This window comes from Bradyrhizobium genomosp. III, from assembly GCF_000261705.1.
GTDB lineage: Bacteria > Pseudomonadota > Alphaproteobacteria > Rhizobiales > Xanthobacteraceae > Bradyrhizobium > Bradyrhizobium ottawaense.
This window is the reverse complement of sequence record NZ_AJQF01000451.1, coordinates 1-13,856: the sequence shown is the minus strand read 5'-3', so window position 1 is coordinate 13,856 and position 13,856 is coordinate 1. Positions and strand designations below refer to the sequence as shown.

20 protein-coding genes are annotated in these 13,856 nt (G+C 64.7%); 10 read left to right on the top strand and 10 right to left on the bottom strand.

The features are described from left to right. Positions 1 to 755: L,D-transpeptidase (locus IC66_RS0136060; RefSeq protein WP_038950864.1), on the top strand; the 755-nt coding region annotated here is incomplete at its 5' end. A gap of 57 nt (positions 756 to 812) precedes the next feature. On the opposite strand, the gene IC66_RS0136055 is transcribed toward IC66_RS0136060, so the two are convergent. Together IC66_RS0136055 and IC66_RS0136050 are read right to left on the bottom strand one after the other, a co-directional pair. Further along, positions 813 to 1,775: a D-2-hydroxyacid dehydrogenase family protein gene (locus IC66_RS0136055; RefSeq protein WP_038950863.1), complete on the bottom strand. Its 963-nt coding sequence runs from the start codon at positions 1,773 to 1,775 to the stop codon at positions 813 to 815. A gap of 143 nt (positions 1,776 to 1,918) precedes the next feature. Then, entirely contained in the window at positions 1,919 to 2,134 is a 216-nt protein-coding gene (locus IC66_RS0136050; protein WP_028145605.1) for a hypothetical protein, read from the bottom strand. Between the two features lie 234 nt (positions 2,135 to 2,368). On the opposite strand from IC66_RS0136050, the gene ettA reads away from it, so the two are divergent. Beyond that, a complete protein-coding gene (ettA, locus tag IC66_RS0136045; RefSeq protein WP_028145604.1) occupies positions 2,369 to 4,018 on the top strand; it encodes an energy-dependent translational throttle protein EttA in 1,650 nt (549 codons plus the stop codon). 7 nt (positions 4,019 to 4,025) lie between these two features. Continuing rightward, positions 4,026 to 5,252, top strand: a complete 1,227-nt coding sequence (locus IC66_RS0136040) for a lytic murein transglycosylase (RefSeq protein WP_038950862.1) — start codon at positions 4,026 to 4,028, stop codon at positions 5,250 to 5,252. 80 nt (positions 5,253 to 5,332) lie between these two features. On the opposite strand, the gene IC66_RS0136035 is transcribed toward IC66_RS0136040, so the two are convergent. Both IC66_RS0136035 and IC66_RS0136025 read right to left on the bottom strand, forming a co-directional pair. Further along, entirely contained in the window at positions 5,333 to 5,617 is a 285-nt protein-coding gene (locus IC66_RS0136035) for a hypothetical protein (RefSeq protein ID WP_028145602.1), read from the bottom strand. 238 nt (positions 5,618 to 5,855) lie between these two features. Then, positions 5,856 to 6,179, bottom strand: a complete 324-nt coding sequence (locus tag IC66_RS0136025; protein WP_028145601.1) for a hypothetical protein — start codon at positions 6,177 to 6,179, stop codon at positions 5,856 to 5,858. 136 nt (positions 6,180 to 6,315) lie between these two features. Here IC66_RS0136025 and IC66_RS0136020 point away from each other — a divergent pair, with 136 nt between their 5' ends. From IC66_RS0136020 to bfr, 3 genes are all read left to right on the top strand, one after another. Beyond that, on the top strand, positions 6,316 to 6,621 hold the full coding sequence (locus IC66_RS0136020; RefSeq protein WP_028145600.1) for a hypothetical protein: 306 nt from the start codon (positions 6,316 to 6,318) through the stop codon (positions 6,619 to 6,621). A gap of 161 nt (positions 6,622 to 6,782) precedes the next feature. Beyond that, positions 6,783 to 7,055 (top strand): (2Fe-2S)-binding protein, encoded by a 273-nt coding sequence (locus tag IC66_RS0136015; RefSeq protein WP_018318601.1) that lies wholly within the window; start codon positions 6,783 to 6,785, stop codon positions 7,053 to 7,055. A gap of 132 nt (positions 7,056 to 7,187) precedes the next feature. Beyond that, positions 7,188 to 7,676 carry a bacterioferritin gene (gene bfr, locus IC66_RS0136010; RefSeq protein ID WP_011089420.1) on the top strand — a complete coding sequence of 163 codons (489 nt, stop codon included), beginning with the start codon at positions 7,188 to 7,190 and terminating at the stop codon, positions 7,674 to 7,676. 188 nt (positions 7,677 to 7,864) lie between these two features. On the opposite strand, the gene IC66_RS0136005 is transcribed toward bfr, so the two are convergent. The 3 genes from IC66_RS0136005 to IC66_RS0135995 all read right to left on the bottom strand — a co-directional run bounded on the left by IC66_RS0136005 (position 7,865) and on the right by IC66_RS0135995 (position 10,123). Next, complete coding sequence (locus tag IC66_RS0136005; RefSeq protein ID WP_028145599.1) at positions 7,865 to 8,467, bottom strand: pyridoxamine 5'-phosphate oxidase family protein; 603 nt, start codon at positions 8,465 to 8,467, stop codon at positions 7,865 to 7,867. A gap of 77 nt (positions 8,468 to 8,544) precedes the next feature. Continuing rightward, on the bottom strand, positions 8,545 to 8,898 hold the full coding sequence (locus IC66_RS0136000) for a hypothetical protein (protein ID WP_028145598.1): 354 nt from the start codon (positions 8,896 to 8,898) through the stop codon (positions 8,545 to 8,547). A 148-nt stretch (positions 8,899 to 9,046) separates the two neighbouring features. After that, entirely contained in the window at positions 9,047 to 10,123 is a 1,077-nt protein-coding gene (locus IC66_RS0135995) for an alpha/beta fold hydrolase (protein WP_038950861.1), read from the bottom strand. A gap of 129 nt (positions 10,124 to 10,252) precedes the next feature. On the opposite strand from IC66_RS0135995, the gene IC66_RS0135990 reads away from it, so the two are divergent. Both IC66_RS0135990 and IC66_RS0135985 read left to right on the top strand, forming a co-directional pair. Beyond that, positions 10,253 to 10,519, top strand: a complete 267-nt coding sequence (locus tag IC66_RS0135990) for a DUF2277 domain-containing protein (RefSeq protein ID WP_028145596.1) — start codon at positions 10,253 to 10,255, stop codon at positions 10,517 to 10,519. A 97-nt stretch (positions 10,520 to 10,616) separates the two neighbouring features. Next, on the top strand, positions 10,617 to 10,838 hold the full coding sequence (locus IC66_RS0135985) for a hypothetical protein (RefSeq protein WP_028145595.1): 222 nt from the start codon (positions 10,617 to 10,619) through the stop codon (positions 10,836 to 10,838). A 148-nt stretch (positions 10,839 to 10,986) separates the two neighbouring features. Here IC66_RS0135985 and IC66_RS0135980 read toward each other — a convergent pair whose 3' ends face one another. Beyond that, positions 10,987 to 11,499, bottom strand: a complete 513-nt coding sequence (locus IC66_RS0135980; RefSeq protein ID WP_038950860.1) for a collagen-like protein — start codon at positions 11,497 to 11,499, stop codon at positions 10,987 to 10,989. A gap of 156 nt (positions 11,500 to 11,655) precedes the next feature. Here IC66_RS0135980 and IC66_RS0135975 point away from each other — a divergent pair, with 156 nt between their 5' ends. Then, on the top strand, positions 11,656 to 11,898 hold the full coding sequence (locus tag IC66_RS0135975) for a hypothetical protein (RefSeq protein ID WP_038950859.1): 243 nt from the start codon (positions 11,656 to 11,658) through the stop codon (positions 11,896 to 11,898). Here IC66_RS0135975 and IC66_RS0135970 read toward each other — a convergent pair. After that, complete coding sequence (locus tag IC66_RS0135970; RefSeq protein WP_028145592.1) at positions 11,895 to 12,143, bottom strand: helix-turn-helix domain-containing protein; 249 nt, start codon at positions 12,141 to 12,143, stop codon at positions 11,895 to 11,897. The genes IC66_RS0135975 and IC66_RS0135970 overlap by 4 nt on opposite strands. A gap of 287 nt (positions 12,144 to 12,430) precedes the next feature. Further along, positions 12,431 to 13,198, bottom strand: a complete 768-nt coding sequence (locus tag IC66_RS0135965; RefSeq protein ID WP_038950858.1) for an SDR family NAD(P)-dependent oxidoreductase — start codon at positions 13,196 to 13,198, stop codon at positions 12,431 to 12,433. Positions 13,199 to 13,309: 111 nt separating this feature from the next. Here IC66_RS0135965 and IC66_RS0135960 point away from each other — a divergent pair, with 111 nt between their 5' ends. Beyond that, a complete protein-coding gene (locus IC66_RS0135960) occupies positions 13,310 to 13,807 on the top strand; it encodes a molecular chaperone DnaJ (protein ID WP_028145590.1) in 498 nt (165 codons plus the stop codon). The last annotated feature ends 49 nt before the right edge of the window (positions 13,808 to 13,856 follow it).

The following is a 13,856-nucleotide window of genomic DNA, read 5'->3' as shown; positions in this document are numbered from 1 at the left end:
CTCCCGCCGGTGACGGCATGCGTCCGCCGGAGGCCGTTGGTGGTCCCGCCGCGACCGGAACGGTCCAGGCCGGGCAGCCGCCGGTTGGCGCTGACGGAAGGCCGATGACGATGGCCGCGTTGCCGCCTGAGGAGCAGCCCGATGCTGCGCCGGTGCAGCTGCCGCAGAACCTGCGCCGCCAGGAGGTCTCGTTCCAGACCAAGGAGCCCGCGGGCACCCTCGTGGTCGATACCCCCAACACCTACCTCTATTACGTGCTCGGTGGCGGCCGTGCGATCCGCTACGGCGTCCGCGTCGGCCGCGACGGCTTCACCTGGACCGGCGTGCAGAAGATCACCCGCAAGGCCGAGTGGCCGGATTGGCATCCGCCGACCGAGATGATCGAGCGCCAGCCCTATCTGCCGCGTTTCATGGCCGGCGGCCCCGGCAATCCGCTCGGCGCCCGCGCGATGTATCTCGGCTCGACCGTCTACCGCATCCACGGCACCAACCAGCCCTCGACCATCGGCAAGTTCGTCTCGTCCGGCTGCATCGGCATGCTGAACGAGGACGTCTCCGACCTGTTCGATCGCGTCAAGGTCGGCACCCGCGTGGTGGTGATGCCCGGTGGTCCGCCGCCGGGAACCGCGACGGCGTCCGCAGCGCCCGCGCCCGTTGCTGCTGGTCCGGCTCCGATGGCCGCCCAGGCCGGTCCGGTCCCGGGCACGCAGCCGACCGTGGTGCCGCCGCTACCCGCGCCGGTCACCGTGCGCTAAGCGCGTCGGGAATATTCAGATTGCAAAAGGGCGTGCCATCGGCACGCCCTTCATCATTCAGGCCAGCTTGCGCGGCAGCTCGCTGCCTTTGGTGAAAGCGTCGATCGCCTCGACCATCTGGCCGTAATGGATGCGCAGGCCGTCTGAGGTCGCGTAGCCCAGATGCGGCGTCAGCACGACGTTGTCGAGCTTGCGGAAGGGATGGTCGACCGGCAGCGGCTCGACCGAGAAGACGTCGATGCCGGCGCCCGCGATCTTGCGCTGCTGCAACGCCTCGAGCAGCGCCGCCTCATCGACAATTGGCCCGCGCGCGGTGTTGACGAGGAAGGCCGTCGGCTTCATCCGCGCGAGATCGTCGCGGCTCACCAGCCCGCGCGAGCGCTCGCTCAGCACCACATGGATGGTGACGATATCGGCCTTGGCGAACAGCTCCTCCTTGGTGGCGTAGCCGACGCCGGCCGCCGCGCATTTCTCCGGCGTCAGGTTCGGGCTCCAGGCAATCACGTTCATGCCAAACGCCTTGGCGATCCCGGCCATCCTGCTGCCGAGCTTGCCGAGCCCGACAATGCCGAGCGTCATGCCCTCGATCTCGACGCCGGCAAAGGTTTGCCAGGGCTCGCCGGCATGCATGCGCGCGTTCTCGCGGCCGATGCCGCGGGTCAGTTCCAGGATCAGGCCCATGGTCAGCGGTGCGGTGGGATCGCGCGAATATTGCGTGCCCGCGACGGTGACGCCGCGCGCCTTCGCGGCTTCCATGTCGATCGCGGCGTTGCGCATGCCCGATGTGAGCAGCAGCTTCAGCTTCGGCAGGCTCTCGAACAGGCTCTTCGGGAAGGCCGTCCGCTCGCGCATCGCGCAGATGATCTCGAAATCGGCCAGCGCGCTGGCCGCGGCCTGCTCGGAGGCGAAGGGATGGCTGAACACGGTGACGTCGAGGCGGTCGGACAGTTTCTGCCAGTCGGCGACGTCGAGCGCGAGATTGAAATAGTCGTCGAGAATTGCACAGCGCAGCCGGCTCATCAGCGTTCATCCAGGGCCAGAGTTGATGGCGAGAGGTGAGGGCGCTGGGCGCGCGCCATCGTCGGAACCGGGCCATGGTTGCGCGCAATCAGGACGGCGCGCAAGCCGCTTGCGTCTTCAAAAGTCCGATAGGAAGGAGGCGCTCAGAGATCCCGGGGCTTCAGGCGGAACGGCGCATCCATGCCGTGCTTGGCGCGCCATGCCGGACCGGGGCCACGCATGTAGTGCAGTTCGGGCCGGTAGGGATTGAAGGCGGTGGCGAAGAAGCGCTTCCAGAATCCCTTGATCTCCGAGACGAAGCCGGAGACGTGGCCGGCTTCTGCCGGAACAGGAAGAGAATGGGTCTCGATCAGAGCCATGATGCGGCCTCGCTGTGCTCCCGTTCGTTCTGAGCGGGTGGCGCTGTTTCCGCGCGAAACCGAGCTTTCGGCCTGATTTATTAAAAGATGGTTTCAATTGTCCGGATCGGTGACCGGATGGTGTCCGTCCCGTATTCATCCGTGGTGAACGGACGGAAAACATTGCCCTTTGGGGGCGGGATCGCTACATCGCAGGCTAAGCAAATTTCCTCAAATCGAAGGTTTTCGGGACCGATGGCACGCCAGTTCATCTATTTCATGCAGGGCCTGACCAAGAGCTACCCGACCCGGAAGGTGCTCGATAACATCCATCTGTCGTTCTACCCGGACGCCAAGATCGGCGTGCTCGGCGTCAACGGCTCGGGCAAGTCGACGCTGCTCAAGATCATGGCTGGCCTCGACAAGGAGTATAACGGCGAGGCCTGGGTCGCGCAGGGCGCCCGTGTCGGCTATCTCGAGCAGGAGCCGCACCTCGATCCGGCACTCAGCGTGCGCGAGAACGTCATGCTGGGCGTCGCCAAGCAGAAGGCCATCCTCGATCGCTACAACGAGCTGGCGATGAACTACTCCGAGGAAACCGCCGACGAGATGACCAAGCTACAGGACGAGATCGAGGCCCAGGGCCTCTGGGATCTCGACAGCAAGGTCGACCAGGCCATGGACGCGCTGCGCTGCCCGCCCGACGATGCGGATGTCACGAAGCTCTCCGGCGGTGAGCGCCGCCGCGTCGCGCTGTGCAAGCTGCTGCTCGACCAGCCCGAGCTGCTGCTGCTGGACGAGCCGACCAACCATCTCGATGCCGAGTCGGTGTCCTGGCTCGAAGGCCATCTGCGCAACTATCCCGGCGCGATCCTGATCGTGACCCATGATCGCTACTTCCTCGACAACGTCACGAGCTGGATTCTCGAGCTCGATCGCGGCAAGGGCATTCCCTACGAGGGCAATTACTCGTCCTGGCTGGTGCAGAAGCAGAAGCGGCTGGAGCAGGAGGGACGCGAGGACGCAGCGCATCAGAAGACGCTCGCGCGCGAGCAGGAATGGGTCGCCTCGTCACCGAAGGCACGCCAAGCCAAGTCCAAGGCGCGCTATCAGCGCTACGAGGATCTGCTCAAGCAGGCGAGCGAGAAGCAGACCCAGACCGCGCAGATCATCATTCCGGTCGCCGAGCGGCTTGGCGCCAACGTCGTCGACTTCGAAGGTCTCAGCAAAGGCTTCGGCGACCGCCTGCTGATCGACGATCTCACCTTCAAGCTGCCGCCCGGCGGCATCGTCGGTGTGATCGGCCCCAACGGCGCCGGCAAGACCACGCTGTTCAAGATGATCACCAAGCAGGAACAGCCGGACAACGGCACCATCACGGTCGGCGAGACCGTGCATCTCGGTTATGTCGACCAGTCGCGCGACGCGCTCGACGGCAGCAAGAACGTGTGGGAGGAGATCTCCGGCGGCAACGAGCTGATCCTGCTCGGCAAGAAGGAAGTCAACTCGCGTGGCTATTGCTCGGCGTTCAACTTCAAGGGTGCCGACCAGCAGAAGAAGGTCGGCGCGCTGTCCGGCGGTGAACGCAATCGCGTGCATCTCGCCAAGATGCTGAAGTCCGGCGCCAACGTGCTGCTGCTGGACGAGCCGACCAACGACCTCGACGTCGACACGCTGCGCGCGCTCGAAGAGGCGCTGGAGGATTTCGCAGGCTGCGCCGTCATCATCAGCCATGACCGCTGGTTCCTCGACCGTATCGCGACCCACATCCTGGCCTTCGAAGGCGACAGCCATGTCGAATGGTTCGAAGGCAACTTCCAGGATTACGAGAAGGACAAGATGCGCCGGCTCGGCCAGGACAGCATCATTCCGCACCGCGTGAAGTACAAGAAGCTGACGCGGTGATTTCGGCATGATGCGGCGGGCGCTCATCGCTGCGGTGATCGTGGTCACCTGCGGCTGGACGTCCGCGCGCGCCGCCGATGCCGCCTTCACCCAGTTCATCGCCTCGCTGTGGCCGGAGGCGCAGGCAGAAGGCGTCTCGCGCAAGACGTTCGACGAGCAGACGCGCGGGCTCGAGCCCGACTACAAGCTGCCCGATCTGATCCTGCCCGGACGGCCCGCGCTAGGTGCGCCGTCGCAGGCCGAGTTCGTGCAGGTGCCGGCCGACTACGTCAAGGAAGCCTCGATCGCGCGGCTTGCGGGCGAAGGACAGCGGCTGCTGCAGAAATATCGCGCCTCGCTGAGCGCGATCGAGAAGAAGTCCGGCGTGCCGGCAACCGTGATGCTCGCGATCTGGGGCCGCGAGACCGATTACGGCCGCTACACGCTGCCTTACGATCTCGTCCGCGTGCTGGCGACGCAGGCCTATGTCGGGCGACGCAAGGATCAATACCGCACCGAGTTCATCCTTGCGCTGAAGATCCTCGGCGAAGGCGTGGTGACGCGCAAGGACATGCGCTCGTCCTGGGCCGGCGCCACCGGGCTGACGCAGTTCCTGCCGTCCGAATATTACAAGCACGGTGTCGATTTCGACGGCGACGGCCGCATCGACATCTGGCATTCGGTGCCGGATGCGCTGGCCTCAGCCGCGCAGCAACTCGTCAACAAGGGCTGGCAGAGCGGCGTGCGCTGGGCCTACGAGGTGCAGGCGCCGGCCAAGGTCGATTGCACCACCGGTGTGCCCGAGGTGACGAAGCCGCTGGGCCAGTGGTTGCGCGAAGGCCTTGTGCCGGTGCGCGGGCAGAAGCTTAGTGCCACCGAGCAGGCGCAGCCGGCTTCGCTGTTGCAGCCGGAAGGCATCTATGGCCCGTCATTCCTGACCACGAAGAACTACTTCGTCATCAAGGAATACAATTTCTCCGACCTCTATGTGCTGTTCGTCGGTCATCTGGCCGACCGCATGACGAGCCCGCTTCCGTTCGCAACGCCATGGGCGGCCTCGAAGCAATTGCGCACCAGGGATGTCGAGACCATGCAGCGTGGGCTTACGCGCGTCGGGCTCTACAAGGACAAGATCGACGGCAAGGCCGGCATGCAGACGCGCGCCGCGCTCGGTGCCTATCAGAAGTCGGCGGGCCTCAAGGTCGATTGCTGGCCCAGCGAAGAGGTGCTGCGCTCGATCCAGGCGGCGCGATAGCGCGCGACCAAAGAAAAAGCCCGGCCGATGGTCTCGGCCGGGCTTCGATCGCGGCGCTCACGAGCGCCGGTGCGATCAGATCAGTAGCAGACGCGAACCGGACGAACGACCCAGCCGTAACCGTCCCAATAACGCTGACGCTGCCAGTAGCAGGGCGGGGGCGGCGGGCCGGGCTCGGCGACGTAAACGGGGCCGCCATAGGCCGGACGGCTCGACGCGATGGCGCCGCCGACGATGGCGCCGCCGATCAGGCCGGCCGCGATGCCGGCGCCAACGCCGTCATGGGCCTTGGCGGACGGAGTGGCGGTCACCAGCGAACCGGCGACCGTCGCAACCGTGAGGGCGGCAACTAAAGTCTTCTTCATGCTCTTGGCTCTCCTGGGAGATGGGTTCCTCTTGTTAGAGGCGCCCGGGTTTCAAAGGTTCACGCACACGCTGATGGAATTGGCCGTGCAGCTAGGAAGCGCGCAATTGGTCAACCCACGGTAAACGCACACGGAGCTGTGACGAGAAAAAGCGGTCTTTTTCAGGCCCGGAGATGAACGGCGAATCCGTAGTGAACCGGTCAGCCGATGTGGTCGCGATGGACCGGTTCGAGTCGCCTCAGCCGCAGACTCTGACGCGGCGGACGCGCCAGGCATAGCCGTCCCAGAAGCGCTGCTTCTGCCAGACGCAGCCGCCGCCGTAATAGTCGTCAGAGACATAGCCCGGGCCCGGCGCATAGTAGCGGGGCGGGTAATAGCCGGGTTCGTAATAGCCGGGCCCGGGTCCGTAATAATACGGAGAGGCCAGCGCGCCGCCGACAATGGCGCCGCCGATGATGCCGGCCGCTACGCCCGCCGCGACGCCGCGCTGTGCATGGGCCGGGGTTCCGGCCGCAACGGCCAGGGAGGCGACGGCGGCGACCGTCAGGAGCAACTTCTTCATCGGCTTGACCTTTCGTACGAACACGCGGGAACCCTTTGGGAGCAGAGTTCCATACTTCGTTTGAATGATCAATGAACGGCACCTTGGTGGCGGGCGACCAATTGATGTGAACCGCAGGCTCGGCCAGGAGGCGACGATGGGCAACGCGATGATCAATGCATTGATTGCTGCCGGGGTCGTGTCCGCGATCGGTTACGGCTGGCTCACCCATCTCCAGAACCGCGGCCAGCGGCGCTCCCGCGCCGGGGCGGGTGGCGATGGCAGCAGCAGCGGCGACACCTATTCGGGCAGCAATAACGGCTTCTCGCTGGGAAGCTGGTTTTCCAGCGACAGTTCGGGCAGCTCGGCCGACAGCGGCAGCTGTTCCAGCAGCGACAGCGGCAGCAGTGGTGGCGATTGCGGAGGCGGCGGCGATGGTGGGGGAGGCGGAGGCGGCGATTAGATCCGCTCCAATCTTGATCCAGCGCAACGCTGAAATTTAGGGCCGTTCTAGGCTGCTTTTGGGCCAGTTTGGAATAGCTTCAAATACCGCTTTTTCCTTTTGCATCCGGCGGGCTCGTTAAATATCGATGATGACGCATCACCGAAGGGCCTGCCGCTTCCATGATCGTTTGTTCCTGTAACGTGCTGAGCGATGACGACATCCGTGCCGCCGTCGCCGAGTCCGACGACGCCGTGCGCCATGCCAAGCAGGTCTATGGATGCCTCGGCTGCAGCGCCGAATGCGGTCGCTGCGCCCGGACGATCAAGACCATCATCGACGAAGCCCTTGGCCCCTGCGCCCAGTCCTGCTGTGCCGGCTGTCCGCACAACCACACTGTGGCTGCCAATGACGAAGCGGCTGAGCCCGCCCAGTTCGCCCTCGCGGCCTGCTGAAAGCCTTCGCAGCTCGGTTGAGCATTTCCCCGGCCGCGCCGCCGTAGCCAGTTGCCCTCATTCGTAAACTGACTTAGAAGCGTTCTAAATTCGGTTTTGGGCCGATTTGGACTGCAAGAGCTGGAGTGAACCATGCAGGGCGACGCAAAAGTCATCGACTATCTCAACAAGGCACTGCGTCACGAACTGACTGCGATCAACCAGTACTGGCTGCACTACCGCTTCCTCGACAATTGGGGCCTCCTCGACATGGCCAAGGTCTGGCGCAAGGAGTCCATCGAGGAGATGGAGCACGCCGACAAGCTCACCGCGCGCATCCTGTTCTTCGACGGCTTTCCGAACATGCAGGTGCTCGATCCCTTGCGCATCGGCCAGAACGTCAAGGAGATCATCGAGTGCGACCTCGCTGCCGAGATGAGCGCGCGTGCGCTCTACCAGGAAGCGGCGACCTACTGCCACGGCGTCAAGGACTACGTCACGCGTGACTTGTTCGAGAAGCTGATGAGCGACGAGGAGCACCACATCGACTTCCTCGAAACCCAGCTCGACCTGATCGGCCGCATCGGCCTCGAGCTCTACACCCAGAAGCACGTCGGTGGGCTCGAGGGTGAGGGGCACTAAGCTTCGGCTCTGGCGCATACTCGGTGTCGTCCCGGCGAAAGCCGGGACCCATACCGCGTGATCTATCTGGATGCGCCGGTATGAGTACCGTGGGACGAGTTCTTGTCTTCGCAAAACCACTCCCTGTGGCTATGGATCCCGGATCTGCGCTGCGCTTGTCCGGGACGACACCGTGATTGTCGCCCCACCTACAATTGCGTCTTGTAGATCTCTTCCACGGTCTCCTGGCTCGCCGGTTCGCCGAGGCCGGTCTGGTCGTGGATGACCGTGACGATGCTGGGCATCACCGAGCGCTGCACTTTCTCCGGCGACCACAGCTTCGAGCGCATCAGCGCCTTGCCGCAATGGAAATAGACTTCGCTGACGGCGACGTTCAGCACCGCCCGCGGTGGCTTGCCGAATTCCACCATGGAAGCGAGCAGATCCGGATCGGCCGACAGCGTGCCGCGTCCGCCGACGCGTAGCGTCTCGTCGATGCCGGGCACGAAGAACAACAGATGCACGAAGCCCGAGCCTTCGACGACGTTGCGGAAACTGTCGATCCGGTTGTTGCCGGAGCGGTCAGGCATCAATAGCTGGTTCGGACCAGCGACGTGGACGAAGCCGGTGCCGCCGCCGCGTGGCGAGGCATCGACGCTGCCGTCCGCGCCCGACGTCGCGAGCACGCAGAACGGCGACATCTCGATGAACTTCCTCGCATGCGCGTCGATCGCGGGACGCGCTTTCGCGATCACGCGCGGGCTCGGCTTGGCGTAGATGGTGGTGAGGTCTTCGGCGCAAAGATCGGTCAATGGCGTGCCTCCGCTTCAGCTTGGCGGCAAGCTACCCAATCGGGCCGCCTCCAGCCAATGGAATCGATCAAGACGTTTTACACGGCATCGGCCGGCACGAAGCAGCTGATGATGATGGCGCCGCGGTGGCGAACGTACCACACCACGGCCTGGCCGACCGGATTGCCCCGGTCGCGGATGATGGCGCGCTCGGGCACCTCCATCCATTGCCCTTCGATCGGCACCCAATAAGCGCCGCTGCGCACATCGTAGTCGGTGCGATGGCCGTCCGAGACATCGCAGCAGGGCACGCCGTTCGGCGCGATCACGCTCTTGAACCAGGCGCGGATATCGGGCGGGATGTGGTCATATTGCCCGTTGTCGAATGCGAGTGCGGCGCTGGTCAGCGCCGTCATCGCGACCAGCCAAACGCACAGTGCGAGCCTGTGCATGCGATCCCTCCTCGTCGCGTTCCGCTATTCGCGCGCGAGTCTTGCGCGTGTCGGTTCCATCGGTGACGCGATTAAGCCCGAGCTGTCAGCGCATTGCATGCCCAAATAATATGCGGCTCCGAAGTGCCGCACATGATGCGCTGCAAAATCAGCGGCGCGCCGATTCGATCGTTTGTTGCGGCGTGCTCTCCAGCAATTGCCGCACCTGCTCGCTGTAGAATTTCGCATTGCCGGTGGTGCCGTGGCCGCGCGTCTCGGCGCTCGCCGGGATCAGATAGAGGCGGCCGTTTTTGACCCGCTTCATGGCCGCGTCCGTGATGCCGGTCTCGGGCGGGTTGCGCTCGTCGTCGGCGGAATTGATCAGCAGCAGCGATGCTTCGATGGCTTCCAGCTTCTCGCCGGCATTATAGTCGTGCGAGGACTCCCACTGGTAGACGAAGTCGTTGGCATCCGCCGTGATCGGCGTCGCCAACCGGTCGTCGACGATCTTGTCGGCCTTGGCCGCGGTCGGCGCCTGCGATTGGTAGGCCAGGGTGCCGCCGATGCTGGCGATGCCGTAGGCGGTGATGGCATATCTCATCATGCGCGGCTGGCTGGTGTAGTTGCCGCCATTGTAGTCCGGGTCGTTGCGGATGGTGTCGAGCATGATCCGCCGCAGCATCCAGTTGCGCGACGCCATCTCGGTCGGCTGCGAGGCCATCGGGATCAGCGCGTCCATCGCGTTCGGATATTTCTCGCCCCACAGCCAGGTGTGCATGCCGCCCATCGAATTGCCGATGACGAGCCGCAGATGCTTGACGCCGAGTCCTTCCGTCACCAGGCGATGCTGCGCCTCGACCATGTCGTCGTAATCGTATTTCGGGAAGCTCGTCTTCATGCCGTCGGAGGGTTTTGACGATTTGCCATGACCGATGCCGTCGGGAAGGATGATGTAATATTTGGAGGCGTCGAGCGGTTGCCCCGCGCCGAACAGCTCCCCGGCGAAGGCGGGTGACAGCATGCTTGTGCCCGAGCCGCCCGTGCCGTGCAGCACGAGCACCGGTTGGCCTGAGGGCTCGCCGATTGTGGTGTAGTGCAGCTTCAGCTCCGGCATGGTCTCACCGGTGTGGAACTTGAAGTCCCTGGCGATCCAGTCGCCCTGCTTGGGTGCCGGATAATCGGAGGCCAGGACCGGCATTGAAAAGGACAGCAGGACAGCCGACAGCGCGGCGCAGGAAGCCTTCATGTTTCTCTCCCCATTGCGGCTCATGGTCGGCGGCCGCGTTGGAGCGGAACTTAGCAGAAGTGCGCGGAAGGATGTAGGATTTCGGCTCCGCCGATCGTCTTCAAGGAAACATCCGGAAGAGGCCCCTGCATGTGCCGCAACATCAAGACGCTGTTCAACTTCGAGCCGCCGGCGACGGAGGATGAGATCCACGCCAGTGCGCTCCAGTTCGTGCGAAAACTGTCCGGCTTCAACAAGCCGTCGCAGGCCAACGAGGCGGCGTTCGACCGTGCAGTGGCCGAGGTCTCGCAGGCTGCGCGAAATCTCCTGACCTCGCTGCACACCCATGCGCCGGCGCGGGACCGCGAGGTCGAGGCGGAAAGGGCGAAGGAGCGCTCGCGGCTGCGCTTCGGTTAGAGGGCTGCAGCTTCGCATTCCGTGATCTGGCTCACGGTATGGGGCGCCTCGTCCTGCAATGATGTCCGCCGGGATTTTGACAGCCCGGAGCAGGATCATGAGCCGCCCCCTTCTTCCGCTGAAAGCAGGTGCCATCGTCTTCACGCTGCTGTGGACTGCGTGGATGATGTGGTGGAGCGGCTCGTTCTCGAGCGCCAACGTGATCATCCTGGCCCTGTGCGGCGCGGCGGTGGGCTATCTCTGGTATCGCGCCATGCGCTGGCAGTTCGAGCGCATGGGCATGCTGCCGCGCAAGGATGACGCTTCCGGCGCGTCTTGATTTGGCTCGTGTCCCGGACGCGGTGCGGCGCGAAGTGCCGCTCCGCAGAGCCGGGACCCAGTCATCGTCAGCGCAGCACCCGGCGATATGGGCCTCGGCTCAGCAGCGCAGCATTGCATGCCGCGCTGCGTCCGGGGCACCGGCATCGCTAATCCCGGTGCTTCTTCTTTTTCTTCTTCTTCCTGTGCTCGTCGCTTTCGCCTTCGTCGCTCTCGTCGTCGACGATGGCCTCATCGGGCTCCTGCACGGCGGCCTCCAGCGCCTCGCGCTCGGCGGCGTCGCGCTCGCGTTGGCGGCGGCGCTCGTCCCAGGCGTCGAACAGTTGCTCGAGCCACGGCAGCACCTGTTCGATCGAGGGCAATTGACCGGCAGGCCCAGCCTCGCCGCGCGGGCCTTGCGGCCCCGCCGGCCCCTGCGGTCCGGCAGGTCCCTGCGCGCCGGCGGCCCCACGCGGGCCAGCCTCGCCCTGCTTGCCTTGCGGACCGGGCTTGCCCTGAGGTCCCGCCTTTCCGATCGGCCCCGGCTTGCCTTGCGGACCCGGCTTGCCGCGCGCGCCGTCGGGACCGCGCCGGCCCGGATGACCCTGCGGTCCCGGCCGTCCCGGCACGCCCTGCCGTCCGCGCGGCCCTTGAGATCCCTGCCGTTTCTGTTCGTCTGCCACGCCGCTGCTCCCTTGACCGGAAGCAAGCTACTTAGCGGCGTTTGACGACAGCAGCAATTCCGCCGGGACAGCTCACCACGCTTGATCAACATCAATCGGCGGCACGGGCTGCTGTGTCATCGATCGCACGGCCACAACTCTTGCGAGGAGCGACCGATGCGCGCAGCGTGGAAGATCCTTTGGCTGTTCGCTGCCGTCCTTACAGCAGCGCTTGGCCTCGCGCACCAACTGGTACCCGACGTCGTGCCGGTCGCGTTCGCCGAGGAGCCGCAGCCGTCATGGGCTGTCATGACGGCCTTCTTCCTCCGCGCGATCGAGATGATCGCAGCCTCGGTCGTGATGATCGCGCTTGCGGTCATCATCGGCGGATTGATTCAGCGGCGCGTCCTCGGACGCTAATCCTGATAGGCGGGCACGTCGATGCCGGACGCCGCGTAGATCCTGATCTTGTTGCGCAGCGTGCGCACCGACAGGCCGAGCACGCGCGATGCGCGGGTGCGGTTGCCGTCGCAGCGCGCAAGCGTCTGAAGCACGAGCTCGCGCTCGACTTCGTCGACGGTGGCGCCGATCAGAAGCGGAACGATCTGGTTGGGAGCAAGGAATTGCGCGCCCGACTCGGACGCAGCGACATGAACAGTGGTCATCAACACACCTCCCGATCAACGCCCGCTGCCATCTTTGGAAGCGGATCGAGAACCAACGACCCCCAAGCCGTAGATGTACGGTGGGCGGGTTTGGTTAATGAAAGGTTAATCGCGAACGAACGCACCAATTGACCCCAGGAATGCCGCTAAGCCGCCGCGATTGGCGCCAGATGCATCGTGATGCGGGACTATCTCTTCCACGCATGCGGTGTCATCGTCCGGTCCAGTGGCGCAATTGCCTACAAGGCGGACGATGAATCCCGTGCGCGGGGGTAGTGAGTCGCGCCTCACACCGTCCGGTAGCCGCCGTCCACCATCACGATCGTTCCCGTGACATAGGCCGACAGATCCGACGCGAGGAAGATCGCGGGCCCGACGATATCCTCGGGCTTGCCGGTGCGCGCCAGCGGGGTGTGGTCGACGAAGGCCTGCACCAGCGCCGGATTGGTCGCGCGCACATTGGCGTTGATGTTGGTCTCGATGAAGCCCGGCCCGATCGCGTTGACGCGCACGCCTTCCTTGCCGAGCTCGACCGCGAGCGCCTTGGTGAAGCCGAGCACGCCGTGTTTCGAGGTCGTGTAGGCAGCCGAGCTCGGCGTGCGCAGATGCACGAAGGACTGGATCGAGCCGATATTGACGATGCGGCCTTTGCTCGCGCGCAAGGGTGCGAGGAAGGCCTGCGTCATGTTGAAGACGCCGTTGAGGTTGAGCGAGATGATGTCGTTCCAGTCCTTCGCCACCGTCTCGGTCTCCGCGGTGAAGGCGTTGCGGCGAGTAATGCCGGCATTGTTGACGAGGATCGAGACCTGCCCGACCTTGTCGGCGATCTGCTTGGCGAGCGCAAAACAGTCCTCGCGCCGGGTCACGTCGAGCGCAAAACTCTCGACCCTGCCGCCCGCTTTGCGGATCTCCTGGGCGGCCTCCGCGACCGTGTCGGCATTGACGTCGAGCAGCACCACTTGCGCGCCCTCGCGAGCGTAGCCGGCCGCGATGGCCCGGCCGATGCCGGAGCCGGCGCCGGTGATGACGGCGATGTGGTTTGCGAGCAATGCCATGACATTTTTCTCCCGATTTCGTTTCGAAGTTTCACGAAACGCTAACTCGAAATTAAGGGGACGGAAACGGCAGCCTTGGCATACTGATCTTCATTGCTAAACGTTGCGCGCATGATGGAACGGCTCGACACACGGCTCGACTCCTGGAAACTCGCCCTTGAACGCCTGAGGTCGGCGCAATCGGCCGATTGGGCCGAGGCGGGCCGGCTCGTGGCCGAGATCGCGCGGACGAGCGTCGATGCCACGCTGCGCCAGGCCGCCGAGCAGGCGCTTCCGGTGCTGCGCCAGGCGGTCGAGAATGACGATCACGGCGTCACGCTGGCGGCCCAGCGCCGCATCGGCGTCGTTCTCGAAGTCGTTCATGATCTGACCGCGCCGCGCTTCGGCCGGCGCAACGCCACGCCGAAACAGCTGTCCAGCGAGGATCGTGCCCGCAAGATGCTCGGCCTGCCGCTCGCGGTGCAGCTCACCTGCGAGGACATCAACCAGGCCTATCGCCGCGCCGCCAAGGGCATGCATCCCGACCACGGCGGCAGCACGCAAGCCTTCATCGACCTCGCCGCCGCGCGCGACGTCCTGATCCATCCCGGCGCGCACAAGGACGCGTGAGGTGCTCGACGATATCTCGTAGCAACCATTAAAGCACGCCCGATTTCCG